Origin of the sequence: Paracoccus liaowanqingii, from assembly GCF_004683865.2 — a bacterium.
Taxonomy (GTDB): domain Bacteria; phylum Pseudomonadota; class Alphaproteobacteria; order Rhodobacterales; family Rhodobacteraceae; genus Paracoccus; species Paracoccus liaowanqingii.
Map to the genome: position 1 here is coordinate 1,531,642 of NZ_CP038439.1, position 24,626 is coordinate 1,556,267.

Sequence of the window (24,626 nt, forward strand, 5' to 3'; positions counted from 1 at the left end):
GCCTTGCGCCCGGTCACGGGCCGGGGTCAACTGCCGCAAGAGGATCGGGGGTAGGGACATGGGACCGGCGACGGAACATCCGCTGCGCTATGCGCTGGTGAACGAACTGCATGCGCGGCCCTCGCCCCGGATGGCCGCGCCCGCCACGGCGGTCTTCGTGGCTTTCAAGGAGCCGCGCGACGCCGCCAACCGCGCCCGGGCGCTGGACATGGCCCATCTGACGCAGCTGGTCGACCGGCATGGCGGGCCGCGCCCGGACCCCGAGGACAGCCATTACCAGGGCCGGCAGGGGCGCCATGACCTGAAATGGGAAAGCCACACGGAATTCGTGACCTACATGGCCACGACGCCCGGCCTGCCGATCCGGCCCTTCGATCCGTCGGCGGCGGCGATCTTCTCGGAGGACTGGCAGCGCGCGGCGCCGGGCAAGCGCGTGGCGGCGGTGATGGTGCAGATCGACCTGCTGCCCGAGGATCCCGCCGAGGTCATGGACCGCATCGGCGGCTGGTTCGCCCGCGACAGCATGGCCGCGATCTGGGTGCTGGACGAGACGGCGGTGGTGGCGGGCGATTTCCGCATCGATGCCGACGGCTGGATGCGCTTTGCCGTCTTCGTGCGGCCTGGCACCTCCGAGGGGCGCGTGGGACGGCTGGTCCACCGGCTGGTCGAGCTGGAGACCTATCGCGCCATGTCCATGCTGGGCCTGGGCCGGGCGCGCGGCCTCAGCACCCGCCTGAACGAGCTGGAGCCGCGCCTGACCGCGATCCTGGACCAGATGGCCGACGAGACGCTGCCTGCCGAACAGCTGTTGCACGAGCTGCTGGCCGTCTCGACCGAGCTGGAGGCGCAGGCGATCCAGCATTCCTTCCGCTTCGGTGCGACCTCGGCCTATGAGGCGATCGTGCATGACCGCATCGGCACGCTGCGCGAGACGCGGTTCATGGACCGGCAGATGCTGTCCGAGTTCATGCGCCGCCGCTATCAGCCTGCCATGCGCACGGCGAAATCGGCCGAGCAGCGGCTGGCCACGATCCTGGAACGGGCCGCGCGGGCATCCGAGCTGCTGCGCACCCGCGTCGATGTCGAACGCAGCGCGCAGAACCAGAGGATCATGCACCGCATGGATCGCCGCGCCGACCTGCAGCTGCGCCTGCAGCACACGGTCGAGGGGCTGTCGGTGGTGGCGATCAGCTATTACGCCGTGGGGCTGCTGGGCTATGCGCTGGCGCCGCTGGCGGGGTCGTCGGGCATCGACAAGACGCTGCTGGTCGCGGTCCTGACGCCGCTGACGGTGCTGGCGGTCTGGGGGGCGATGCGCCGCGTGCGCAAAAGCCTGCACGCGGCGGGGGGCGACGATTTGTGACTTGCGATGCATCCGGGGGGACGTGATAACCGGCGGGCACTCACCCGAAAGGATCCCTTCCATGCGTCTGACATTTGCCCTTCTGGCGACCCTCGCCCTCAGCGCCTGCGGCATCCCTTTCGTGCCCCTGATCTGACGAGGATATCATGGCCAAGTCACTGACGATGTTCGGATTGTCCCATTGCTCGACCTGCCAGAAGGCGCAGGCGGGCCTCGAGGAGCAGGGCTGGACAGTCGCCTTCCGCGACGTGCAGAAGGAGCCCCTGTCCGAGGACGAGCGGCGCGCGCTGGTCGAGACCTTCGGCGACAAGATCATCAACCGGGCCAGCCTGACCTGGCGCGGCATGTCCGAGGACGAGCGCGCCGCCGATCCGGTCGCGATGATGGGCGAGAAGCCGAGCGTGATGAAGCGCCCCGCCATCCGCGCGGACGAGACCGCGACGCTCGGCTGGACGGTCAATGTCAAGCGCGCCTTCGGGGTTCCGGTCTAGGGGCGCCCCGGCGCAAGGATGCGGGGCAGGGGCGCTCAGCCCTTGCGGCTGGCCAGCGAGGCGATCAGCGGGCGCACCCCAGTCAGGTCGTAGCCGGCCTTGTCGGCAGTCTGCAGGATCTCGTCCTCGGGCAAGCGGCCTGCCTGGTTCAGCGCCCAGAGGACGGTGCTGCGGTTGCCCGAGCGGCAATAGGCGATCACCGGACCCTGGCCCGACAGCGCCTGTCCGAAATCCGCGATCAGCTGCGGCGTGATCTGGCCGGGCTGGAACGGCAGGTAGTGATACTGCATCCCGGCCTTGGCTGCGGCGGCGGCCATGGCGTCATGGTCGATCTCGGCCCCGACCTCGTCATCGGGGCGGTTGTTGACCAGCACCTTGAACCCAGCCTCGGCCAGGGCGGGCACGTCATCGGGCAGGATCTGCGGAGAGACGGCAAGGGTGGGGGTCAGTTGACGCAGATCCATGGGCAGCCCTTTCATGAAGGTGTCATGCCGACCTGCAGGCTTTCCCCATGTCTTGTCAAGCCGACCCCACCGAAGCGTGAGCAGCGGCGCCCGCGTGGCGGGCAGCCGCCTTACGCAAGGATCGTCTCGGAGATCAGGCCCGGCAGTTGGTCGAAGCGGTCGAAGACCGCCTGATGCGGCAGATCCGCGATGGGCGTCATCCGGTAGCCCTGCGAATAGATCAGGAAGGGCACCGGCACGGCCGCCGCGCAATGCGCGTCAAATTCGCTGTCGCCCACATAGAGCGCGCGGGGCCGGTCGCCGGTGGCGCCCAGCTGCGCCAGGGCCAGCCGCAACGGCGCGGGATCAGGCTTGCGCTGCGGCAGGGAATCGCCGCCGACCACGACAGGCAGCAGGCGGCTGAGGCCGAAATGCTCCAGCACGACGCGCGTGGGCGCCATCGGCTTGTTGGTGCACAACCCAAGCGGGTGGCCGGCATCGGCCAGCAGGCCAAGCGCCTCCAGCGCGCCGGGATAGAGCCGCGTCAGCGCCGTCGCATCGTGATAGCGCGTCATGAAGGCGGCGATCAGCGCGGGCCGCTGCACCGGGTCGATGGCGCAGGCGGCCATGACCCGCGTCCACAGCACCTCGACCCCGCCGCCCACGAAGCTGCGCACCCGGTCCAGCGTCAGCAGCGGCAAGCCGTGTTCGCGCAGGACTGCGTTTACGCAGGCATGGATGTCGGGCGCGCTGTCGATCAGCGTGCCGTCCAGGTCGAAGACGATGGGGCAGGGTCGGGTCATTCTTGGTCAGCCTTCCATTTGATCGAACAGCCCATCGAGGCCACCTGGTCCCGTGGCCCGGCGCCTGTCTCGGCGATCATCACCATCGCCTCGTACAACTCGCGGCGGGCATCGTCGGGGGCGGGATTGCGTCCCGAGGCATCCAGCCGACCGCGATATTGCAGTTGTCCGGCAGAGTTGTAGCCGAAGAAGTCCGGCGTGCATTCGGCGCCATAGGCCCGGGCGATGTGCTGGGTCCTGTCATACAGATAAGGAAACCTGAAGCCAGCCTCACGGGCCAGACGGGCCATCTCGGCAGGACCGTCCTGAGGATAGGCTTCGGCATCGTTGGCCGAGATCGCCACGACACCGATACCTTGATCCATCAGGCCATGCGCGTCGCGCAGGATGCGGTCTAGAATGGCGCGCACATAAGGACAGTGGTTGCAGATGAACATGACCAGCGTGCCGCGCGCGCCCGTGACGTTGGCCAGCGTCACGACCTGGCCGTCGCCCGTGGGCAGCGCGAAGTCGTGCCAGGCTGCGCCGAAATCACAGACGGGTGGCGAGACGGCCATGATCTTCTCCTGCAGGTGCTGGCGCGATCTTGGGTCAACAGTCCAAGACCGGCAAGCCGCTAATTGGTCGAACCGGGGACGGGGATACGTCATTAAATGACATAATACAGATTATTCCAAGAATGGACGCATCCCCCTGTCGCCGCTTTACGGGTATGTCGGGGAACCTCCGCCGTCGTTGTCGCGTCTGTTTCCAGGATGAACAACTTGTCCAGATAAGGATCACGATCATGACCTATGCGAAAACCGGACTTCTCGTCGCCATCCTCGCGCTGTCGGCCTGCGGCACGACCGTCGGCGAACGTGCCGCGACCGGCGGTCTGGGCGGCGCTGCCGTGGCAGGACCCGCCGGTGCGGTGGTCGGCGGCACCGTGGGTGCCGTCAGCGCCACGCAGTAAGACGACCTCAATTGACGACAAACGGCCGTGCCCTCGGGGCGCGGCCGTTTCCGTGCCGGCCTTGCGGGTCACGGCACCATCCCCTACATCTTGAACAAGGACAGACAAGGATCACCCCATGGCCATGGAAGCGCACGATATCGAAGCCCTCATCAGGGTCTCGTTCCCCTCTGCCAAGATCACGATCACCGATCTGGCGGGCGACGGCAACCACTACGCCGCCGAGGTCATCGACGAAGCCTTTCGCGGGATGAACCGGGTGCAGCAGCAGCGCGCCGTCTATGCGGCGCTGCAGGGCAAGATGGATGGCCCGTCCGGCGAATTGCACGCCCTGGCCCTGACGACCAAGGCGCCCGACTGACGGCACCCTGCCCCGCCACCGTTTTTCGGCCTGCCACCGGCGGGCCATCGACCGAAAAGGAGTGTCATGATGAATGACGTGACCAACCGCATTCAAGGCCTGATCGACAGCAACGATGTCGTGCTGTTCATGAAGGGCACCAAGGAGATGCCGCAATGCGGGTTCTCCAGCCGCGTCGCGGGTGTGCTGAACTACATGGGCGTGCCCTTCCAGGACGTGGACGTGCTGTCCGACGCCGAGGTCCGTCAGGGCATCAAGGAATTCTCGGACTGGCCGACGATCCCGCAGCTCTATGTCAAGGGAGAGTTCGTCGGCGGCTGCGACATCATCACCGAGATGACGCTGTCGGGCGAGCTGGACCAGCTGCTGAGCAAGCAGGGTGTGGTCTTCGATCAGGCGGCGGCGGACAAGATCCGCGAAGCCAATGCCTGATGCCGGTCTGATCCGGACATGAAAAAGGGCGCCAGTGGCGCCCTTTTTCGTCAGATCAGATCGTCGGGATCGTAAGCCGGATCCGTGTTGCGGCTTTCCTGGATCTTGGCCGCCAGCGTCACGCCGACCGCAAAGGCCCCGAACAGCTTGGCCATGCTGCCGACGTTGGAATTCGCCGCCTGCTTGACCTGCTGCGTGCCTGCCTGGATGCGACGCTCGGCGGATTGCCGGGTGTCGCTGTCCAGACCGATCGACCGCACCGTCTCGCGGAAGCCGCCGAACACTTTGCGCTCGGCATCATCCGCCAGCTTGGTCGCACGATAGCTTGCCTGATCCATCAGCGAATGCGCTTTGGTCTCGGCAAGTCCCACCATCCGCGTCGCCTCGGAACGGGCGCGGGTGACGGCGGCATCGGTTGCCAGCGACACGCGCGCCTCGACTTCGCGCTTCAGATCGTCGGTCGTGGGCATCTCGTGCTTGCGACGCGACGACATGGCGATCAGAATCACCGCGATCAGCAGCAGCACACCACCGATGGCCAGCGAGGCCAGTGTCGACCCCCAGTCAAGCTCGTTCGCCAAGAAGGACCACAGCGCCGCCAGCAGGAACCCCGAGGCGATCAGTCCGGCAACCCCGGCGGCGGCCTTGAGAGCCGCGCGCCGGAACGTATCGCCGACAGCCAGTTGGATGCGTCGGGCGAAATCGAACATATGCTCGACCTCAGCGACGCGACATCAGCAGGCCGACAAGGAAGCCGACGCCGGCCGCGATGCCCAGAGCCTGGGCCGGGTTGCGGCGGACCATTTCCGACACTTCGTCGTAACGCTCTTCGGCGTAGTGTGCGACCTCGTGGGCCTTCTGCTGACCGGCTTCGTACAGGCGCTCGGCCTCGATGCGGGCCTTGTCGGCATATTCCTGGCTGGTCTCGCGGGCGCGGTCGACATACTGGCGACCGGTCTCCTTGGCGTCTTCGGCAAGGGCCGCACCACGATCCTTCAGGCGCTCGACGCCCGAATTGTCGGCCAGGTTCTTGGCAGTGTCACGCACGTCATCGGCCACGCGGCTGGCGCCGTCCTGCAGGTCGCGCTTTGCCTCGTTGGTAGCTTTCTGAGCGTCGCGCTTGGCGTCGTCGAGGGTCGGGTTCTGTGCCATGGTATCGTCCTTTCATAGGTGTCGTTCACCTTCGTCAGACAAACAATGGCATGCGGGTGATTGTTCCCGCAGTCGACGAAAATCTTTACCTTAATCGGGGGAACGAAAGGGCGTGGTAGGGGCGGCCGGACTCGAACCGGCACTCATTGCTGAAACGGATTTTGAATCCGTCGCGTCTACCATTCCGCCACGCCCCCGAACCTGTCAGGCGCCCTTCCGGCGGGATCCTTGCGGATCACCCGCCGAGGCGTAATTCCCGCCGCGGGGATTTGCAAGACCGATGTGAGGGGCCCCTGCCCCGCGACCCTGCCACGCCGGGTCAGGCCCGGCCCAGCTTTGCCAGCCGCGCATCGCGCAGCCGCGCGAAATCGTCGCCCGCATGATAGGACGACCGCGTCAGCGGCGTGGCCGAGACCATCAGGAAGCCCTTGCCATAGGCGGCCTTCTCGTAGCCCGCGAATTCCTCGGGGGTCACGAAGCGGTCGACGCGGTGATGCTTGGGGCTGGGCTGCAGGTATTGGCCGATGGTGATGAAGTCGATGTCAGCCGCACGCATGTCGTCCATGACCTGCAGCACGCCCTGGCGATCCTCGCCCAGGCCCACCATGATCCCCGACTTGGTGAACATCGTCGGGTCCAGTTCCTTGATCCGTTGCAGGATGCGCAGCGAATGGAAATAGCGCGCCCCCGGACGGACCGAAGGGTAAAGGCCCGGCACCGTTTCCAGGTTGTGGTTGAAGACGTCGGGCCGCGCCTCGACCACCGTCTCCAGCGCGCCGGGCTTCGATTTCAGGAAGTCGGGCGTCAGCACCTCGATGGTGGACGCGGGCGACCGGTGGCGGATCGCGCGGATGGTCTGGGCGAAGTGATCCGCCCCGCCATCGTCCAGATCGTCGCGGTCGACGCTGGTGATGACCACGTGGTTCAGTCCCAGTTTGGCGACCGCATGGGCCACTCGGCCCGGCTCGAACGCATCCAGCGAGGTGGGCTTGCCGGTGGCGACGTTGCAGAAGGTGCAGCCCCGCGTGCAGATCTCGCCCATGATCATCATGGTGGCGTGGCCCTGGCTCCAGCATTCGCCGACATTGGGGCAACCCGCCTCCTCGCAGACGGTGGACAGGCGGTTCTCGCGCAGCAGATCGCGCGTCGCCTTGTAGCCCGCCGAGGTCGGCGCCTTGACCCGGATCCAGTCCGGCTTCTTGGGCTGGGCCTGGTCGGGACGGTGCGCCTTTTCCGGGTGACGCTGATCCGGGATGGTGAGGTCGCGCAAGGTCATGGTCCTTTCGGTCGCGGTTCCCGCAGAAATAGGCTGTTTTCGCGGTCTTGGCAACGCATGGCCGGGGCGTGCCCGGCATGGCTGCCATGCAGGGCCCCGATCGTGCGGCTGCGGCATTGTCGTCGCCGCAGTGCGGCATTACCTTTTGCCCAAGGGAGGAGCCCCCGCATCGCGCCGCCGATGCCCGACATGACAGGAGCCCCGATGACACCCGGATCGAAACTGCCCGACGTCACCTTCCGTACCCGCGTCCGCGACGCCTCCCTGGACGGCCCCAATCCCTTCCGCTGGCAGGACATGACCACCGCCGATTACTTCGCCGGCAAGCGGGTCGTGCTGTTCTCGCTGCCCGGCGCCTTCACGCCCACCTGCTCGACCTATCAGCTGCCCGGCTTCGAGAAATCCTTCGGCCGGATGCAGGACCTGGGGATCGACGCGATCTATTGCCTGTCGGTCAATGACAGCTTCGTCATGAACCAATGGGCCAAGGCGCAGGACCTGCAGAACGTCGCCGTCATCCCCGACGGCTCGGCCGAATTCACCGACCGCGTCGGCATGCTGGTGCGCAAGGACAACTTGGGCTTCGGCCCGCGCAGCTGGCGCTATGCCGCCGTCATCGACGACGGCGTGGTCGAGGCCTGGTTCGAGGAGCCGGGCCGCTGCGACGATTGCGACGAGGATCCCTATGGCGCAACCGCGCCCGAGGCCGTGCTGGCGTGGCTGCAGACCGCCCGCGTCTCCGAGCCCGCCTGACGACACAGAGGGGCCGCCGCCCGCGCGGCCCCTACCCGCCCAGAAGCGGCTGCGCCGCCATCCGCAGGACCTGCGCCAGATCATCGAACCAGCCCTGCGCCGGGGTCGAGGCGCGGCGCATCAGCATGACCTGACGCGCGGGCTGCGGCTCGGCGAAGCGGATGGCGGTCAGGCCGGGGGCGGCGGCCAGTTCCTGCTGCCGGGCGATCTCGGGCAGGAAGGTCAGCCCCATCCCCTGCGCGGCCAGACGGCACAGCGTCGCCAGCGAGGCCGCGCCCAGATCCAGCCGGGCGCTGCGGCGGTTCAGCCCGCAGACCTCCAGCGCCTGATCGCCCAGGCAATGCCCCTCGTCCAGAAGCAGCAGCTGGCCCGGATCCAGCGCGCCCGGGGCCACGGCACGGGCATGCAGGTCGGCCACCCGCGCGGCGCTGCCCGCCAGCAGGAAGTGATCGGTGAAGAGCGCCACGGCCTCGACCCGCGCATCCTCGGGGGGGCTGGCCACGACGATGGCATCCAGCCGCCCCTGCGCCAGCTCCTCCAGCAGCCGCTCGGTCTGGGCTTCGCGCAGATGCAGGTCGCGGCCGATGTCGCGGGCGCGCAGGTCGGGCAGCGCCTCGGGCAGCAGATAGGGCGCGACGGTCGGGATCATCCCCAGCATCAGCCGACCGCCCTGCCCCGGTCGCCGCAGTCCCTGTTCCAGATCGGTCATCGCCTGCAGCACCCGCAGCGCATGGGCCTGCAGCGCCCGACCCTGCGGGGTCAGCACGACGCCCGAGGAGGTCCGCTCGACCAGCGTGGCGCCGACCACATCCTCCAGCGCACGGATCTGCATGGACAGCGCGGGCTGGCTGACATGGATCGCCTCGGCCGCGCGGGTGAAATGCGCGGCATCGGCCAGGGCCAGGAAATAGCGCAGCTGGCGCAGGGTGATGTTCATAAGGGGACCTGATCGGTTCTAGCAGAAATACCGATTTCTGTTTATCGCCCGGATGGGTCATGGTGCAACCAGCGAATTCAACCACAAGGGAGCCTCCCATGAGCCAGAACGATCCGTCCGGCCGCCCGCGCATGACCACCACCGCAGGCGCGCCCATCGCCTCGAACCAGAACAGCGAGACGGCGGGCGTCCGCGGCCCGCTGCTGATGCAGGACTACCAGCTGCTGGAAAAGCTGGCCCACCAAAACCGCGAGCGCATCCCCGAGCGTGTCGTCCACGCCAAGGGCTGGGGCGCCTTCGGGACCTTCACCGTCACCAACGACATCAGCCAGTACAGCTGCGCCTCGATCTTCTCGCAGATCGGCAAGACGACCGACATGCTGGCGCGCTTCTCGACCGTGGCCGGAGAGGCCGGGGCGGCCGACCATGAGCGCGACGTGCGGGGCTTCTCGCTGAAGTTCTACACCGACGAGGGCAACTGGGACATGGTGGGCAACAACACGCCCGTCTTCTTCGTCCGCGACCCGCTGAAGTTCCCCGACTTCATCCACACGCAGAAGCGTCACCCGCGCACCAACATGCGCAGCGCGACCGCCATGTGGGACTTCTGGGGCCAGCAGCCCGAATCGCTGCATCAGGTGACGATCCTGATGTCGGATCGTGGCATTCCGCAGGACCCGACCTTCATGAACGGCTATGGCAGCCACACCTATTCCTTCTGGAATGCGGCGGGCGAGCGTTTCTGGGTCAAGTTCCACTTCAAGACCCAGCAGGGCCATCGCCATTTCACCAATGGCGAGGCCGCCGAGATCATCGGCCACAACCGCGAGGGCTATCAGGAGGCCCTGTTCGGCAAGATCGAGGACGGCCAGTTCCCGCGCTGGAAGATGATGGTTCAGGTCATGCCCGAACTAGACGCGGAAAAGACCCCCTACGATCCGTTCGACCTGACCAAGGTCTGGCCGCATTCCGACTATCCGCTGATCGAGGTCGGCGAGGTCGAGCTGAACCGCAATGCCGAGAACTACTTCGCGCAGATCGAGCAGTCGGCCTTCAGCCCGTCGAACAAGGTGCGCGGCATCGGCTATTCGCCCGACAAGATGCTGCAGGCCCGCGTCTTCAGCTATGCCGACGCGCATCGCTATCGTCTCGGCACGCATTACGAGCATCTGCCGGTGAACGCCGCGAAGGCCCCGGTGCATCACTATCACAAGGACGGGTCGATGAACTTCTTCGGCCACAAGTCGGGCAGCACGGACGCCTATTACGAGCCGAACAGCTTCGGCGGCGCTGTCGAGGATCCGTCCTTCACCGAGCCGCCCCTTCGGATCTCGGGCGAGGCCGGGCGCCATCCGCACCAGCAGCAGATGGACGACTATACCCAGGTCCGCGCGCTGCATGACACGGTGCTGACCGAAGAGGAGCGTGGGCGCCTGTACAAGAACCTCGCCGCCGCGATGGAGGGGGTGTCCGACGAGCGCATCCTGGACCGGGTGCTGGCGCATTTCGACGCGATCAGCCCGGCCTATGGCGCGGGCATCCGCGCCGCGCGGGCCGAGATGGCCGAACGCCACCGTCACGCGGCAGAATAAGCGCCGCGCGACTTTTTTCACGAGTTTCTATTTTTAGGGGCGCCCTTCGGGGCGCCCCCTGTTCGTTCAGCCGATCAGCGGCGAACCCTTGCCGTAGGTCTCGGCATAGTGCCGCTCCAGCCGCATCAGGGCCAGGCGCAGCACGATCTTGCCCGAGCGCGCCGACCAGCCCAAGCGCCGCTCGGTCATCTCGATGCCTTCCAGGAAGCAGCAGACGCGCAGCACGATGTCGCCCAGGCCCGGCCCCAGATCGCGCAGCGCCAGCGCCACCCGGTCGCGGGCGTTCTCGGACCCGCCGCGAAACCCGGATCCGGTCCGTGACACGTCGATCCCCGCCGTCATGAACCCGTCCCAGTTCTGCGTGACGCGCGGCCCCATCTGGGCCAGCTCGAAATCCTCGCGCAGCCGTTCCCCGGCCGAGACAAGCCCGGCACTCAGGAAAGGCTGCCCGTCCGTGTCGCGCCGACGGGCCAGCACCAGCAGCGGGCTTTCGGCGATGTTTACCCGCGCATGGCGGCGCCGGCCGGTCTCGGGGTCCTCGATCACCCGATCCTCCCAGACCCGGTGGCTCTCGGCATGGACAAAGCCCGCCTGCGCCTCGGCCATGCCGGGCTGAAGCTGCGGCGCATCCGCGCCGACCGGCTCGGCATCCGCGAAGGCCCCGGGGCCGGGCACCGCATTGCGCTGGCGGGGCGAGCGCAACATGTCGCGCAGCGCCTCGCGTCCCGCCGGGGCGATGACATAGCGCTGCAGCCGCCCGCCTGTCCGGGTCTGCACGACCCAGCCCTTCAGCGCCATGCCCTCGGCCAGCGCGCGGTCCAGCACGGCGGTGCGGATGTCGTTGCGGGTCACGATCGCCTTGTCCATCCCGGGGGCCGAGGCCATCGCCGCCCCGGGCTCGGCCAATCGCCGCAGCACCCGCAGCGCCTGGCGGTCGTACTGCGCGGAGTGGCGCGGGGCCTGGGGCGTCAGGGCCGCATCGACCAGCGGATCGTCGCGCCGCGCCTCGAAGCGGCGGACGCGGCGCAAAATGGTCGAGGCATGACAGCCGGATTCGCGGGCCAGCGCGCGGATGGGGATGCCCTGCTCGACGTGACGCAGATACAGGCGGGCATCCTCTGTCATGTCGCGGGGCTCGCCCTTGCCGTCCCCGGCCCCGGACGGGTGCGCCGTGGTGCCCGGGCAGGGTGCGAAGTCACCGGTCGATATGGTCATGTCAGGTCCCTTGTCGTCCTCAGGCCGCCGGTCGTGATTGGCAACCCTGGGTTGAATGTCGTTTCGTGCCGAACAGGATGTCTCTGCACATAGCCGCAACATTCCCTAAGAATTCCTAAAGAAACCTTGCCGGACCGCGCGCTGCGACACGCGATTCGGCAACGCACGCCAAAGTTGTGTGAAGCTGCGGGCCACGACCAACCAGAGGACAGGCCCATGACTGCACCGTCGAACGTGATCGTCTTCCGCCCCCGCCCGTCGCTGCACGGCCTGCGCCGCCCCGGCACGCTGATCCGCGCCGCGCGCGAGGGTCAGGCGTCGTGGAAACGCGACCGGGATCTGGCGCGGCTTCTGCGCAGCGACGGCTGCCCGGCACCCGGGGCGGTCCTGCCGCGCCTGCGCGCCGAGGAGGATCTTCAGAACGACCTGCGGGTGACGCGGGCCGCCGAATACGACCTCAAGCGCCATGTCGCGCTGATGATCGCCATCCTGGCCGAGATGCGCGCCGCGATCGCGGCCTGCCCGCCCTGCCCGGTCGCCGCCGCCCGCTAGGCGTCAGCGCCGGCGCGTGCCCAAGAGGGATCCCAGCACGCCCCGGACCAGTGCCTGCCCGGTCCGGGTGCCCAGCTGCCGCGCCAGGCTCTTGCCGAAGGTCTGCGCGATGCTGTCGGACCGCCCGCGCGGGGCGGGCTTGGCCGGTGCCTCGGGGGCCGGGTAGGGACGGCCCCGGCCCGCGCCGGTTGCGGGCATCTCGAACAGATCGCCGTCGTCCTCGGCCACCGCCGCAGCGGCGGTGCGCTGCGCCAGCATCTCGTGCGCGGACTGGCGGTCCAGCGTCGTGCCGTACTGGGCCCCCAGGGGCGAGGCCGCCACGATCGCCGCGCGCTCCTCGTCCGCGATTGGCCCCAGCTGGCTGAAGGGCGGTCGGATCAGCGTGTGCTGCGCCATTCCCGGCTCGCCCTTGGCCTGCAGGAACGAGGTCACCGCCTCGCCCGTGCCGACCGTCTGGATCGCCTCGGCGATGTCGATATCCGGGTTCGTGCGATAGTTCTGCGCCGCCGCCCGCAGGGCCGCTTGGTCCTTGGCGGTAAAGGCCCGCAGCCCGTGCTGGACTCGGTTGCCCAGCTGGCCCAGCACATCCTCGGGAATGTCGGCGGGGGACTGGCTGACGAACCAGATGCTGACGCCCTTGGAGCGGATCAGCCGCGCCACCTGCTCGATTTTGTCGACCAGCGCCTTGGGGGCGTCGTCGAACAGCAGATGCGCCTCGTCGAAGAAAAAGGCCAGGCGCGGGCGGTCGGGATCACCGACCTCGGGCAGCTGTTCGAACAGCTCGGACAAGAGCCACAGCAGGAAGGTCGCGTAGAGCCGGGGCGACGACATCAGCCGGTCGGCGGCCAGGATGTTGATGACGCCCCGGCCCCGGTCGTCCTGCCGCAGCAGGTCGGCCAGATCCAGTGCCGGCTCCCCGAACAGGCGGTCGCCGCCCTCGCCCTCCAGCACCAACAGCGCGCGCTGGATCGCGCCCACGCTGGAGGTGCCCACATTGCCGTAGCGCAGCGACAGATCGCGCGCGTTTTGGCCGACCCAGACCAGCATCGCCTGCAGGTCCTTCAGGTCCAAGAGCGGCAGGCCCTGCTCGTCGGCCAGGCGGAAGGCGATGGTCATCACCCCCTCCTGCACGGCGGTCAGGCCCAGCAGGCGCGACAGCAGCAGCGGCCCCATCTCGGCCGGCGTGGTGCGGACCGGATGGCCCTGCGCGCCCCAGACATCCCAGAAGGTCACCGGGAAGGCCTGATAGTCGAAGTCGACTCCGATCTTCGCGGCCCGCGCCTGGAACGCCCCGTGCAGCGCGCCCTGGTCCGAGCCCGCCCCCGCCAGCCCCGCCAGATCGCCCTTCACGTCCGACAGAAAGACCGGCACGCCCGCCAGCGACAGGCTTTCGGCCAGGGTCTGCAGGGTCACGGTCTTGCCGGTGCCGGTGGCCCCGGCGATCAGGCCGTGGCGGTTGGCCAGCCGCAGCAGCAGCGTCTCGGGCGTGGCATGACCGGCGCCCGCGCCGCCGACGAGGATGTGACCCGCCTCGGGATCAAGGACCATGGCCATCGACTGCTCCTTCCGGGAAAAAAATGCACCGCGCACCAGGCAACGCGCGCCCCGAAAAGACTATCTTAACGCTTGCATGGCAAGGTGAACTTGTCCGGATCGCTTGTCGTGACGTCGGACGAACCTCCCTGTTGGACTGGCCGCGCCCCCGGGCGCGGCCTTTTTTCACGATCCCGGGGAACTTTTTCTTGCCGGTTGACGGATCACGGCGGCGCGACTACTGTCCGCTGCAATGATGACCGGCCAGTCCGGCAGGGAGACTTACGCAACGCGTCGGGGGCCGTGGTGAGAACCGCGGCCTTTCGCATTTCCGGGCCGCGCGGACCCTTCGGCGAAACCCCGCGCAGCGGCGGGCTGCCGGCGCCGGCTCAAGCCAAGGTGACAACGCACGGGATGCCGGGGGCCTGACAAGGTTTCGCGACCGTGCTAGATCGGCCACAATGCGTTGAGCAAAAGGAAGAAAGATCCATGTCCATCAAATCCTCGCAGGCGCTGCTGGCGGCCCTGGCGCTGATCGCCGGCCCGGCATTCGCCCAGGATGCCGCCAGCCCGACCGCGCCCGCCACCGACACGCCCGCCACGGAAGCCCCGGCCGAGGCGCCCGCCACCCCGGCCGAAGCCCCGACCACGACCGAGGCCCCGGCCGATGCCCCCGCCGACCCGGCGCCAAGTACTGCGACGCCGACCCCCTCGGAACAGGCCGCCGACGGCGCGGCGACGGGCGCCGCGCCCGATCCCGAGGGCCCGGGCACCTATTATGCCAAGTCCGAGCATGGCGACTGGACCATCCGCTGCATCCGCGCAGGCCAGGGCAAGGACCCCTGCGAGATGTACAAGCTGCTGACCGATGCCGATGACAACGCCGTGGCCGAACTGACCCTGGTGCCCCTGTCCAACGGCAACGTGGCCGCCGGCGCGACGCTGGTCGCCCCGCTGGAGACCGACCTGATCGAGGGCCTGGGCTTCCAGGTCGATGCGGGCGAGATGCGCGGCTATCCGTTCAGCTTCTGCGCACCGGTCGGCTGCGTCTCGCGGCTTGGCTTCACGCCTGAGGAACTGGCGGGCATGAAGGGCGGACGCATCGCCAACGTGCAGCTGCTGCCCTTCGGCGGCGATCCGGCCGAGCCCGTGCAGCTGTCCATGTCGCTGGCAGGCTTCACCGCCGCCTTCGACGAGCTGACCGCCTATGCCGCCGAGCCGGCCCCGGCCGCACCCGCGGAAGAAACCCCCGCGGAAGACGCCCCGGCCGAGTGATCCCGGCCGTCCGACGGACCGAAACCGAACGCCGCGCCCTGCAAGGGGCGCGGCGTTGTCATGTCGGGGTCAGGATCAGGCGCGGCGCAGCGCGATGACGGCGTTCAGCCCGCCGAAGGCGAAGGCGTTGGACAGGACCGCATCGACACGGGCCTCGCGCGCCTCGTTGGGCACCACGTCCAGCGCGCATTCGGGGTCGGGTTCCTGGTAGCCGATGGTCGGCGCGATCACCCCGTCGCGCAGTGCCATGATGCAGGCCAGCAGCTCGACCGCGCCGGTGCCGCCGATCAGATGGCCATGCATCGACTTGGTGGAACTGATCATCAGCCGGTCGGCGTGATGGCCGAAGGCATGGGCCACCGCCGCGCATTCGGTCTTGTCATTGGCCGCCGTGCCGGTGCCATGCGCGTTGATATAGCCGATATCCTCGCGGTTCAGGCCCGCATCGACCATCGCCCCGGTGATCGCGCGTTCCGCCCCCTGGGCCGAGGGCATGACAATGTCCTGCGCGTCCGAGGACATGGCGAATCCCACCACCTCGGCCAGGATCTCGGCACCGCGCGCGCGGGCATGTTCGTATTCCTCGAAGACGAAGACGCCCGCGCCCTCGCCCTGCACCATGCCGTTGCGGTTGGCGCTGAAGGGGCGGCAGGCATCCTTGGACATGACCCGCAGGCCCTCCCAGGCCTTGACGCCGCCGAAGCACAGCATCGCCTCGGACCCGCCCGACAGCATCACGTCGGAGGCGCCCGACCGCACCATCTGGAAGGCCAGGCCCATCGCGTGGTTGGAACTGGCACAGGCGGTCGCGACCGTGAAGGCCGGGCCGCGCAGCCCGAACTCCATGCTGACATGGGAGGCGGCGGCATTGTTCATCAGTTTCGGGACCACGAAGGGATGGACGCGGTTCTTCCCCTCTTCATAGACGGCGCGGTAGTTCTCGTCCCAGGTGTTCAGCCCGCCGCCCGCCGTGCCCAGCACGACGCCCGAGCGCAGCCCGAGCGCGCCCTGGAAATGCAGGCCCGACTGCTCGACCGCCTGCTTGGCGGCCAGCAGGGTGAACTGGGTGAACTTGTCATAGAGCAGGATCTGCTGGCGGTTGAAATAGGTCTCGGGCGTCCAGTCATGGACCTGCCCGCCGATCTGGATCGACAGGCGTTCGACGTCGCGGAACTCCAGCTGGGTGATGCCGCAGCGTCCCTCGCGGAAGGCCTGCATCGTCGAGGCGACGTCATGGCCGAGCGCGTTGATCGTGCCCGCGCCGGTGATGACCACGCGCCGCAGCCCGCCGCGCCCGGACAGATCGCCGGCCGGCTGCACCGCCGGGGCGGCGCGTCCGGCGTCGATCAGCGCCTCGTCAGGGGGGCTTTGCGTCGGGGTCGTGGTCATCCGGCCTTGTCCGCCACCAGCCGCTCGACCGCCGCGATGATCGTGCCCATGTTCGAGATGTCGAATTCGGACTTCTCGGGCTCGTTCGCGTTGAAGGGAACCGAGATGTCGAACTCCTCCTCGATGGCGAAGATCGATTCGACCAGGCCGAGGCTGTCGATGCCCAGGTCCTGCGGGGTCGCCTCGTCGGTGACCTGATCGGGCTCCAGCATGGCCTGTTCCGCGATGATCGCGCGGATGCGCTGTCTGATATGGTCTGTCATGTCGCCTCCTGTTCAGCCCTTTTCCAACAGGCGTGTCACGGTTTCCTGAAGCTTGGACAACTGTTCCGCGACGCGCGGCAGGCGCCGCACGGCCTTCTGGATCTCCAGCTGGGTTTCCATCTTGACCGCCGGATTGCCCAGGATGACCCGGCCCGCGGGAACCCGGGTGAAGATCTTGGTCGATCCTCCCGCGATCACGTCGTCGCCGATGGTGATGTTGTCGTTCACGCCGACCTGTCCCGCCAGCACCACCCGGTCGCCCAAGCGCGACGATCCCGCAATGCCCACCTGGCTGCAGATCAGGCAGTCCTGCCCGACGACGACGTTATGGGCCACCTGCACCAGGTTGTCGATCTTAGTGCCCGATCCGATGCGCGTGGCGCGGATGGTGCCCCGGTCGATGGTGGTGTTGGCGCCGATCTCGACGTCGTCGCCCAGTTCGACCGCGCCGATCGAGTGGATACGCGTCCAGTGCTGCGCCTTGACCTGCGCCCGGCTGCCCAAGGTGCGGCGGATCTCCTCGATGCCCGATTCCTCGGGGGTGACGAAAGAGAACCCGTCGCCGCCAATGACCGCGCCGGGCTGCACGATCAGCCGGTCGCCCGCGATCACGTCATGGCCGATGCGCACGCCGGGATGGATCAGGGCCAGCGCGCCGATCCGGGCGTTGCGGTCGATGCTGACATGCGCGCCGATCCGGGCGCCCTCGCCCAAAGTCACGCCCGCGCCGATGACGACGAAGGGACCGATGGCCGCGCTCTCGCCGATCCGGGCGGTGGCGTCGATGACCGCCGTCGGATGGATGCCCGGCGCAATGTCGGGGCCCTGGTCGAAGGCCCGGGTCAGCCCGGCCATGACCAGCCGCGGGCGCGGCGCGAAGATCGCGGCCACCAGCCCGTAGGCCTCGGGCGCCATGCCCTCGGCCAGGATGGCGATGCTGCCGGGTTGCAGGTGGTCGGCATATTTCGGGGACATGGCCATGGCCAGCAGACCGCCCTCGGGTCCGACCGGCGCGACAGAGGCGGGCTCGGCGGCACCGGTGACCCGGATCGACCCGTCGCCCCACAGCCGGGCATCCAGGGCCTGCGCCAGTTCTGCCATCGTGACGGCCATGATGCCCCCCTTTCGTGCGAGGGACTTAGCCTGTTTGCCGCGGCGCTTCCAGTGCCTAGCGCGCCTCGGCGATCACATCCCCGCCCGCGCCGAAGCCCTCGGCCTCCAGCGCGGCCCAGATGCGGGCGTCGCGGGCATAGATGTCGTCGAACAGCCGAACCTGCCCGTCCGGTCCCGGCCAGGCAGTGAAGTAAACCAGATGCACCGGCACGCCCGGGCGCAGCGTCAGCCAAGTCTCGCGCCCGCTGTCCAGCGCGCGGGCGAAGACCGCCGCCGGATCGTCGGTCTGCTTCGACAGCAGCGCATGGGCCAGGTCGACCGGATCGCCGATGCGGATGCAGCCGTTCGAATCCGCCCGGACGCGGTTGCCGAACAGGTGCTTGGAGGGCGTGTCGTGCAGGTAGATGTTCCATCGGTTGGGAAAGATGAACTTGACGATGCCAAGCGCATTGTCGTCGCTTGGCTTCTGGCGCAGGCGGAAGGGGAACGTGGCCGCGCTGTACTGCGCGAAGTCGATCCCGTCTCGCGCCAGCACCCGGCCCGATCCGTCCAGCACGTCCAGATGCGACACGGCGTGGCGGTTGGCCTGCAGCTTGGGCAGATAATCCCGCACGGTGATCGATCGTGGCACGTTCCAGCTGGGATTGACGACCACGTTGATCATCACGTCCGAGAACTCGGGCGTGCGCATTTCGGGCGTGTCCTTGCCCATGACGCTGCGGGTGCGAAAGACCTCGGCCCCGCCCTGGCGGAGGGTGGTCGTGAATTCGGGGATGTTCACCCAGACATGGCGGGCGGACAGATCCTCGGACGCCATCCAGCGCAGCCGCTCCAGCGCGACGGTGATGGCGCGCTGCCAGGCATCGGGACCCAAGGTGTCGGCGCCGTTCAGCCGGGCGATGGTGCGCGGCCCGGCGATGCCGTCATCGGGCAGCCCCGCCGCGCGCTGGTATCGTGCCACGGCCTCGGCCAGCGCGGAGTCATAGCGGTCGGGCTTGCCAACAGGGGCCGCGAAACCGATCGAGGCCAGGTTCGCGCGCAGGGCGGCGACTCCCGCGCCCGTGCTGCCGAGACGCCACAGCCCCTCGGGAATGCGCGGCAGATCGGCGGGCACGCGCAGGTCGGCGCCGCCCTGCAGAGCCGCCTGCAGGGCGCGGTATTCCGGGAAATCGGGCGCGGCGCCTTCCAGCACAGCGGTCGGATCGGGGGCGGCCAAGAAGGCGGCCAGCAGGGCGGGCACCTGGCTGGGGCCGGGCGGGCGCTTGATCTCGGGGTCGACACGGGCGGGGGTCAGCACCCCGCCGGTCAGGTCGCGCAGCAGCCGGGCCGCCTGGCGCGCATGGGCCAGTTCGGCATCCAGCCCCTCGGCCGGGGCCGTGGCGGAGGGCAAGGGATAGCGGTCGGCGGGGATTCCATGATCCGGCATGCGCTGGACCGCCGCCCGCAAGGCCTCGCGCCGGGCGGTACCCTCGGCCCCCAGGAAGACCGGCTGCAGCCGGTTGCCGCCGTAGAAGGTCGCCAGATCGGGGTCCTCCGCCACTGCAAGGGCCAGGGCCATCTGCTCGGCCGAGAAATGCAGACGTGGCGCCGCGGCCACGCCGAGGGAACCGGCAGATTCCTGCGCATGGCCCGCCCCGGCCCCGACCGAAATCAGGCCCATCGTCAATGCCAGAACGCCTGCCAAGCCCCGTGCCGTCATCCCCGACCCTTCCATATCTGCCCCGATCTTCCCATAACCCGCCTAGACCTGCCATCGCGCAGCATGCTGATCACGCTTGCGAAACCCGTTCGTTGCCGCAAAGACACAGCCGGGTTCCTCATCTGCAACAACCCGCGCGCTCGGCAGAATCTTGCCGAAATGCGCATCTCACAACCGCCGGTAGGCAGAATCCGTTTCATGCCACACCATGTTTTGACATAATGTTAACCAGTCGGGGATAAACCACGACGAGCCGCGACATGTCGCCGGCTGAAAAAACGAAGCAGGACAGGCGATCTGACATGACAATGGACCTTATCTCCCGTCGCGGCATTCTTGGTGTCTTCGCGGCAACCACTGTTGCGGCAACTCCGGTGATGGCCAATGCCTTCGGTTTTCTGCGCGGCAACGCGGGCGACATGCGGCGGGTGCGGATGTACAACGGCCGGACCGGCGAGAGCATCGACACGGTCTACTGGGTCGACGGCAAGTACATCCGCGAGGCCCTGAACGAGATCAACATCTTCATGCGCGACTGGCGCACCGGCGAGGTGATCGGCATCGACCCGCGCACCATCGACGTGGCCGCCGCCTCGTCGCGCCTGATGCAGACGAACGAGCCCTACATGATGCTGTCGGGCTATCGCTCGCCCCGCACCAACGCCATGCTGCGCCGCCAGTCGGGCGGGGTCGCGCAGAACTCGCTGCACGTCACCGGCAAGGCCGCCGACCTGCGGCTGAAGTCGCGCTCGGTCGGCCAGATGTACCAGGCCGCCGTCGCCTGCCGCGCGGGCGGGGTCGGTCGCTACAGCCGGTCGAACTTCGTCCACATGGATTGCGGTCCCGTCCGCTCCTGGGGCAGCTGATCCCGGCGCCACGCCTCCCCCTGATCGATCCTCGCATGCGCCCTCTGCCCCGGCAGTCGGCGCATGCGACGTTTTGACGCATGATTTTTCGTTGCCTCCCGTTCAAGCCCTTGACATCGTTACCTTGCATTTCACACAGATCGGATCCGCATGAGCCCCTTCGAGACGCGGCGTTACAAGACCGCCAAACGGATTCAGGCGGCCGCGGTCGATCTGGCGGTGCGCGACGGGCTGGCCAACGTCACGACCGAGGCGATCTCGCGCCATGCCGGGATCAGCACGCGCACCTTCTTCAACTACTATCCCTACAAGGAGGCGGCGCTGATGGGCCCGCCGCCCGATTACCCGCCCGCCGCCTCGGATGCCTTCGTGGCGGGCACGGGCCGGCTGATCGACGATCTGGGCGCCCTGATCGAAAAGCATCTCAGCCGCTATCTGGGCGAGCGCGAGATGATCGGGCATCTGCTGGCCCTGTCGGACAAGGATCCCAAGCTGGAGGCGCTGCGCAACAGCGCCATGCTGGCGCGGCGGGCGCAGATGCGCGCGCTGCTGCATCGCCGCCTGCCCGGCACCGACGAACGCATGGTCGAGATCCTGGCCGCCGCCATCATCGCCGCGACCCATGCCGCGACCAAGGACTGGGTGTCGGGGCAGCGTCCCGACTTCATCGCCGCCGCGCATGAGAACCTGTCGCTGATCCTGGCCGCCGCCGAGATGCTGGACAAGCCGACCGGCGCCTAGGGCGTCAGCAGCTTGCGGTAGAGGTCGTCCAGGAACGCCGCCCCCTCGTCGATCGGATCACGCCCCGCCCCCAGGACGGCGCGGACCTGCGTCTCGAAATCGGCGTAATGCTGGGTCATCGACCAGATCGAGAAGATCAGGTGGCGCGGCTCGACCCGCGCCAGCCGCCCCTCGGCCATCCAGCGCTCCAGCACCGCGACGGTGCGGTCCACGATCTCGCGCAACCCGCCGCCGAGGATCCCGGTCAGATGCGGCGCGCCCTGCAGGATCTCATGCGCAAACAGCCGGCTTTCCCGAGGATAATCGCGCGACATCAGCATCTTGGCGCGGACATATGACAGAACCTCGACCAGCGGCTCGCCCTCGGGGTCGATCTGCTGCATGGGCGCCAGCCACATGTCCAGAAGGGTCGTCAGCAGCGCCTTGTGGATCTCGTCCTTCGAGCCGAAATAGTACAGCACGTTGGGCTTGGACAGGCCCGCGGCGCGCGCGATCTGGTCGATGGTCGCCCCGCGCAACCCATGGGTCGAGAAGGCCTGCAGCGCGCCCTGCAGGATCAGGTCGCGGTTCTTCTGCTGGATCCGGGACATCTGGGGTCCGCTGGCCTCTGTCATCACGTCCCCGCATCTGGCATGATCCGAATTTGGGCATATCGCCCCGAAATGCCAAGCCAGCGTTCAGGATGCTTGACTGCCTTCGGACCCGTGCTAGCTTGATCCTGACCGTTTGGTCAATATTCCATGAGGATAGCCCGATGCCGCTCGACCGCAAGCCCGCCCCGAACGACCTGCGCGCCTTCTGGATGCCCTTCACCGCGAACCGCCAGTTCAAGTCGGCGCCGCGCATGCTGGTCGCGTCCCGGGACATGCACTACACCACTGCCGACAACCGCCAGGTGCTGGACGGCACGGCGGGCCTGTGGTGCTGCAACGCGGGCCATTGCCGCCCCCGGATCACCGAATCCGTGCAGGCGCAGGTCGGTGAACTGGACTATGCCCCCGCCTTCCAGATGGGCCACCCGCTGGCCTTCGAGCTGGCGAACCGGCTGGTCGACATCGCGCCCGACGGCATGGAGCACGTTTTCTACACCAATTCCGGGTCCGAGGCGGTGGACACGGCGCTTAAGATCGCGCTGGCCTATCACCGGGCGCGGGGCGACGCGGCGCGGACCCGCCTGATCGGGCGGGAACGCGGCTATCACGGGGTGGGCTTCGGCGGCATCTCGGTCGGCGGGATCGTGAACAACCGCCGCCATTTCGGCACGCTGCTGGCGGGGGTCGACCACATGCCCCACACCCATCTGCCCGAGAACGTCTTCACCAAGGGCCAGCCCGAGCATGGCCTGCATCTGGCCGACGAGCTGGAGCGCATCGTGGCCCTGCACGGCGCCGAGACCATCGCCGCCGTGATCGTCGAGCCGATGGCCGGGTCGACCGGCGTGCTGATGCCGCCCAAGGGCTATCTGCAGCGCCTGCGCGACATCACCCGCAAGCATGGCATCCTGCTGATCTTCGACGAGGTCATCACCGGCTTCGGGCGGCTTGGCAGCCCCTTCGCGGCCCAGCATTTCGGGGTCGTCCCCGACATGATCTGCTGCGCCAAGGGCCTGACCAACGGGGTGATCCCGATGGGTGCGGTGCTGGCCAGCGCCCAGATCCACGACGCCTTCATGCAGGGCCCCGAGCACATCATCGAGCTGTTCCACGGCTATACCTATTCCGGCAACCCGATCAGCTGCGCTGCCGCCATCGCCACGCTGGACACCTATGCCGAGGAAGGGCTGCTGACCCGCGCCGCCTCGCTGGAGACCTATTGGCAGGAGGCGATCCACGGGCTGCGCGATCATCCCCATGTGATCGACATCCGCAACATGGGCCTGATCGGCGCGGTCGAGCTGGCCCCCATCGAGGGTCATCCCGGCAAGCGCGGCTTCGACACCTTCGTGAAGGCCTTCGAGGCGGGCATCCTGATCCGCGTGACCGGCGACATCATCGCCATGTCGCCACCCCTGATCATCGGCGAGGCGCAGATCGACGAGCTGATCGGCACGCTTGGCGACGTATTGAAGACCGCCGCCTGAGGGCGGCGGACCCATCAAGCCGACCCCCGCGACAGACGGGGGCGGTCCGACAGGAAGGACACAAGACATGAGCGACACGAGCGCCGTGACCCCGGCTGCGAACATGACGGTCGATGGCGACCGGCTGTGGGACAGCCTGATGCAGATGGCCGCGATCGGGCCGGGCATCGCGGGCGGCAACAAACGCCAGACCCTGACCGATGCCGATGCCGAGGGCCGCACCCTGTTCCAGCGCTGGTGCGAGGAGGCGGGCATGACCATGGGGCTGGACCGCATGGGCAGCATGTTCCTGCGCCACGAGGGGACCGAGCCGGACCTAGACCCCGTCTATATCGGCAGCCATCTGGACACCCAGCCCACCGGCGGCAAGTATGACGGCGTGCTGGGCGTGCTGGCCGGGCTGGAGGTCATCCGCTCGATCCGCGACATGGGGCTGCAGACCCGCCGCCCCATCGTGGTGACCAACTGGACCAACGAGGAGGGCGCGCGCTTCGCGCCCGCCATGCTGGCCTCGGGCGTCTTCGCGGGCGTGCTGACCGAGGACTATGCCAACAGCCGGACGGATGCCGAGGGCAAGCGTTTCGGCGAGGAACTGGACCGCATCGGCTGGCGCGGCACCGAGACGCCGGGCGACCGCCGGATCCATGCCATGTTCGAGCTGCATATCGAGCAGGGCCCGATCCTGGAGGCCGCGAACATCCCCATCGGCATCGTGACCCATGGCCAGGGGCTGTGGTGGCTGCAGGTGACGCTGACCGGCAAGGACGCCCATACCGGCAGCACGCCCATGGCGATGCGGGTCGATGCGGGCCGGGGCATGGCGCGGATCATCGAGGCGGTGCACCGGATCGCCATGGACCACCAGCCCGACGCGGTGGGCGCGGTGGGTCAGGCGAACCTCTTTCCCAACAGCCGCAACGTGATCCCCGGTCGCGCGGTCTTCTGCATCGACTTCCGCTCTCCGGATCTGGCGAAGCTGACCTCGATGCGCGAGAGGCTGGAGGTCGAGGCGGCCCAGATCGCCGAGGAACTGGGCCTGGGCATCGAGATCGAGCCGGTCGGGCATTTCGACCCGGTGACCTTCGATCCCGGTCTGGCCGACAGCCTGCGCGCCGCCGCCGACCGCTTGGGCCATGCCCATATGGATATCGTCTCGGGCGCCGGGCACGATGCCTGCTGGATCGCGCAGGTTGCGCCGACGGTGATGATCATGTGCCCCTGCAAGGGCGGCCTGAGCCATAACGAGGCCGAGGAGATCACCCCGGACTGGGCACGGGCCGGAACCGAGGTGCTGCTGCATGCGGTGCTGGATGCGGCGGAGATCGTCCGCTGACGCGGACGA

27 protein-coding genes and 1 tRNA gene are annotated in these 24,626 nt (G+C 68.1%); 13 read left to right on the plus strand and 15 right to left on the minus strand.

Annotation, left to right across the window (positions count from 1 at the left end):
• Positions 1 to 58 precede the first annotated feature (58 nt).
• Both E4191_RS07345 and E4191_RS07350 read left to right on the plus strand, forming a co-directional pair.
• The gene (locus tag E4191_RS07345) at positions 59 to 1,363 is read left to right on the plus strand and encodes a DUF3422 family protein (RefSeq protein WP_135312835.1); all 1,305 of its coding nucleotides are present in this window, start codon (positions 59 to 61) and stop codon (positions 1,361 to 1,363) included.
• A gap of 146 nt (positions 1,364 to 1,509) precedes the next feature.
• The gene (locus E4191_RS07350) at positions 1,510 to 1,854 is read left to right on the plus strand and encodes an arsenate reductase family protein (RefSeq protein ID WP_228461636.1); all 345 of its coding nucleotides are present in this window, start codon (positions 1,510 to 1,512) and stop codon (positions 1,852 to 1,854) included.
• Between the two features lie 35 nt (positions 1,855 to 1,889).
• Here E4191_RS07350 and E4191_RS07355 read toward each other — a convergent pair whose 3' ends face one another.
• The 3 genes from E4191_RS07355 to E4191_RS07365 form a co-directional block, all read right to left on the minus strand.
• The gene (locus E4191_RS07355; RefSeq protein WP_135312836.1) at positions 1,890 to 2,318 is read right to left on the minus strand and encodes a TIGR01244 family sulfur transferase; all 429 of its coding nucleotides are present in this window, start codon (positions 2,316 to 2,318) and stop codon (positions 1,890 to 1,892) included.
• Positions 2,319 to 2,428: 110 nt separating this feature from the next.
• Positions 2,429 to 3,100, minus strand: a complete 672-nt coding sequence (gene gph, locus E4191_RS07360) for a phosphoglycolate phosphatase (RefSeq protein WP_135312837.1) — start codon at positions 3,098 to 3,100, stop codon at positions 2,429 to 2,431.
• Positions 3,097 to 3,657, minus strand: coding sequence for a thioredoxin family protein (locus E4191_RS07365; RefSeq protein WP_135312838.1), 561 nt, complete (start codon positions 3,655 to 3,657; stop codon positions 3,097 to 3,099). Before E4191_RS07365 ends, gph begins: the two co-directional genes overlap by 4 nt.
• Positions 3,658 to 3,887: 230 nt before the next feature.
• Between E4191_RS07365 and E4191_RS23695 the strand changes: the two genes are divergently transcribed.
• The 3 genes from E4191_RS23695 (at position 3,888) to grxD (ending at position 4,848) form a co-directional block, all read left to right on the plus strand.
• Positions 3,888 to 4,055: a hypothetical protein gene (locus E4191_RS23695; protein ID WP_168217507.1), complete on the plus strand. Its 168-nt coding sequence runs from the start codon at positions 3,888 to 3,890 to the stop codon at positions 4,053 to 4,055.
• Positions 4,056 to 4,173: 118 nt separating this feature from the next.
• Positions 4,174 to 4,416: a BolA/IbaG family iron-sulfur metabolism protein gene (locus E4191_RS07370; RefSeq protein ID WP_135312839.1), complete on the plus strand. Its 243-nt coding sequence runs from the start codon at positions 4,174 to 4,176 to the stop codon at positions 4,414 to 4,416.
• A 69-nt stretch (positions 4,417 to 4,485) separates the two neighbouring features.
• The gene (gene grxD, locus E4191_RS07375) at positions 4,486 to 4,848 is read left to right on the plus strand and encodes a Grx4 family monothiol glutaredoxin (RefSeq protein ID WP_135314370.1); all 363 of its coding nucleotides are present in this window, start codon (positions 4,486 to 4,488) and stop codon (positions 4,846 to 4,848) included.
• Between the two features lie 50 nt (positions 4,849 to 4,898).
• Here grxD and E4191_RS07380 read toward each other — a convergent pair whose 3' ends face one another.
• From E4191_RS07380 to lipA, 4 genes are all read right to left on the minus strand, one after another.
• Positions 4,899 to 5,558 (minus strand): phage holin family protein, encoded by a 660-nt coding sequence (locus E4191_RS07380; protein ID WP_135312840.1) that lies wholly within the window; start codon positions 5,556 to 5,558, stop codon positions 4,899 to 4,901.
• Between the two features lie 10 nt (positions 5,559 to 5,568).
• Complete coding sequence (locus E4191_RS07385; RefSeq protein WP_135312841.1) at positions 5,569 to 6,000, minus strand: DUF883 family protein; 432 nt, start codon at positions 5,998 to 6,000, stop codon at positions 5,569 to 5,571.
• A 113-nt stretch (positions 6,001 to 6,113) separates the two neighbouring features.
• Positions 6,114 to 6,197: transfer RNA gene (locus E4191_RS07390), tRNA-Leu, on the minus strand.
• A gap of 122 nt (positions 6,198 to 6,319) precedes the next feature.
• The gene (lipA, locus tag E4191_RS07395) at positions 6,320 to 7,270 is read right to left on the minus strand and encodes a lipoyl synthase (protein ID WP_136884092.1); all 951 of its coding nucleotides are present in this window, start codon (positions 7,268 to 7,270) and stop codon (positions 6,320 to 6,322) included.
• Positions 7,271 to 7,480: 210 nt separating this feature from the next.
• Here lipA and E4191_RS07400 point away from each other — a divergent pair, with 210 nt between their 5' ends.
• Complete coding sequence (locus E4191_RS07400) at positions 7,481 to 8,029, plus strand: peroxiredoxin (RefSeq protein ID WP_135312843.1); 549 nt, start codon at positions 7,481 to 7,483, stop codon at positions 8,027 to 8,029.
• A 31-nt stretch (positions 8,030 to 8,060) separates the two neighbouring features.
• Here E4191_RS07400 and E4191_RS07405 read toward each other — a convergent pair whose 3' ends face one another.
• Entirely contained in the window at positions 8,061 to 8,966 is a 906-nt protein-coding gene (locus E4191_RS07405) for a hydrogen peroxide-inducible genes activator (RefSeq protein ID WP_135312844.1), read from the minus strand.
• Positions 8,967 to 9,064: 98 nt separating this feature from the next.
• Here E4191_RS07405 and E4191_RS07410 point away from each other — a divergent pair, with 98 nt between their 5' ends.
• The gene (locus E4191_RS07410) at positions 9,065 to 10,558 is read left to right on the plus strand and encodes a catalase (protein ID WP_135312845.1); all 1,494 of its coding nucleotides are present in this window, start codon (positions 9,065 to 9,067) and stop codon (positions 10,556 to 10,558) included.
• A gap of 66 nt (positions 10,559 to 10,624) precedes the next feature.
• On the opposite strand, the gene E4191_RS07415 is transcribed toward E4191_RS07410, so the two are convergent.
• Positions 10,625 to 11,773 carry a DUF6456 domain-containing protein gene (locus tag E4191_RS07415; RefSeq protein WP_407947054.1) on the minus strand — a complete coding sequence of 383 codons (1,149 nt, stop codon included), beginning with the start codon at positions 11,771 to 11,773 and terminating at the stop codon, positions 10,625 to 10,627.
• 216 nt (positions 11,774 to 11,989) lie between these two features.
• Here E4191_RS07415 and E4191_RS07420 point away from each other — a divergent pair, with 216 nt between their 5' ends.
• Complete coding sequence (locus E4191_RS07420) at positions 11,990 to 12,325, plus strand: DUF6477 family protein (protein ID WP_135312846.1); 336 nt, start codon at positions 11,990 to 11,992, stop codon at positions 12,323 to 12,325.
• A gap of 3 nt (positions 12,326 to 12,328) precedes the next feature.
• Here E4191_RS07420 and E4191_RS07425 read toward each other — a convergent pair whose 3' ends face one another.
• Positions 12,329 to 13,879 carry a helicase HerA-like domain-containing protein gene (locus tag E4191_RS07425; protein WP_135312847.1) on the minus strand — a complete coding sequence of 517 codons (1,551 nt, stop codon included), beginning with the start codon at positions 13,877 to 13,879 and terminating at the stop codon, positions 12,329 to 12,331.
• A gap of 468 nt (positions 13,880 to 14,347) precedes the next feature.
• Between E4191_RS07425 and E4191_RS07430 the strand changes: the two genes are divergently transcribed.
• The gene (locus E4191_RS07430) at positions 14,348 to 15,133 is read left to right on the plus strand and encodes an invasion associated locus B family protein (protein ID WP_228461638.1); all 786 of its coding nucleotides are present in this window, start codon (positions 14,348 to 14,350) and stop codon (positions 15,131 to 15,133) included.
• Positions 15,134 to 15,208: 75 nt separating this feature from the next.
• Here the strand turns inward: E4191_RS07430 and E4191_RS07435 are convergent, their stop codons facing one another.
• The 4 genes from E4191_RS07435 to E4191_RS07450 form a co-directional block, all read right to left on the minus strand.
• Positions 15,209 to 16,417 carry a beta-ketoacyl-[acyl-carrier-protein] synthase family protein gene (locus tag E4191_RS07435; RefSeq protein WP_135314373.1) on the minus strand — a complete coding sequence of 403 codons (1,209 nt, stop codon included), beginning with the start codon at positions 16,415 to 16,417 and terminating at the stop codon, positions 15,209 to 15,211.
• Between the two features lie 101 nt (positions 16,418 to 16,518).
• Positions 16,519 to 16,785: an acyl carrier protein gene (locus tag E4191_RS07440; RefSeq protein WP_135312848.1), complete on the minus strand. Its 267-nt coding sequence runs from the start codon at positions 16,783 to 16,785 to the stop codon at positions 16,519 to 16,521.
• Positions 16,786 to 16,797: 12 nt separating this feature from the next.
• Positions 16,798 to 17,898, minus strand: a complete 1,101-nt coding sequence (locus E4191_RS07445; RefSeq protein WP_135312849.1) for a UDP-3-O-(3-hydroxymyristoyl)glucosamine N-acyltransferase — start codon at positions 17,896 to 17,898, stop codon at positions 16,798 to 16,800.
• A 55-nt stretch (positions 17,899 to 17,953) separates the two neighbouring features.
• Positions 17,954 to 19,597: a L,D-transpeptidase family protein gene (locus E4191_RS07450; RefSeq protein WP_228461640.1), complete on the minus strand. Its 1,644-nt coding sequence runs from the start codon at positions 19,595 to 19,597 to the stop codon at positions 17,954 to 17,956.
• A 302-nt stretch (positions 19,598 to 19,899) separates the two neighbouring features.
• On the opposite strand from E4191_RS07450, the gene E4191_RS07455 reads away from it, so the two are divergent.
• On the plus strand, positions 19,900 to 20,463 hold the full coding sequence (locus E4191_RS07455; RefSeq protein WP_135312850.1) for a YcbK family protein: 564 nt from the start codon (positions 19,900 to 19,902) through the stop codon (positions 20,461 to 20,463).
• Between the two features lie 150 nt (positions 20,464 to 20,613).
• Positions 20,614 to 21,204, plus strand: coding sequence for a TetR/AcrR family transcriptional regulator (locus tag E4191_RS07460; protein WP_135312851.1), 591 nt, complete (start codon positions 20,614 to 20,616; stop codon positions 21,202 to 21,204).
• Here E4191_RS07460 and E4191_RS07465 read toward each other — a convergent pair.
• Positions 21,201 to 21,794, minus strand: coding sequence for a TetR family transcriptional regulator C-terminal domain-containing protein (locus E4191_RS07465; RefSeq protein ID WP_228461642.1), 594 nt, complete (start codon positions 21,792 to 21,794; stop codon positions 21,201 to 21,203). The two genes, E4191_RS07460 and E4191_RS07465, sit on opposite strands and share 4 nt — an antisense overlap.
• A gap of 164 nt (positions 21,795 to 21,958) precedes the next feature.
• Between E4191_RS07465 and E4191_RS07470 the strand changes: the two genes are divergently transcribed.
• Positions 21,959 to 23,284 carry an aspartate aminotransferase family protein gene (locus E4191_RS07470; RefSeq protein ID WP_135312853.1) on the plus strand — a complete coding sequence of 442 codons (1,326 nt, stop codon included), beginning with the start codon at positions 21,959 to 21,961 and terminating at the stop codon, positions 23,282 to 23,284.
• Between the two features lie 67 nt (positions 23,285 to 23,351).
• Positions 23,352 to 24,617: a Zn-dependent hydrolase gene (locus tag E4191_RS07475; protein ID WP_135312854.1), complete on the plus strand. Its 1,266-nt coding sequence runs from the start codon at positions 23,352 to 23,354 to the stop codon at positions 24,615 to 24,617.
• The last annotated feature ends 9 nt before the right edge of the window (positions 24,618 to 24,626 follow it).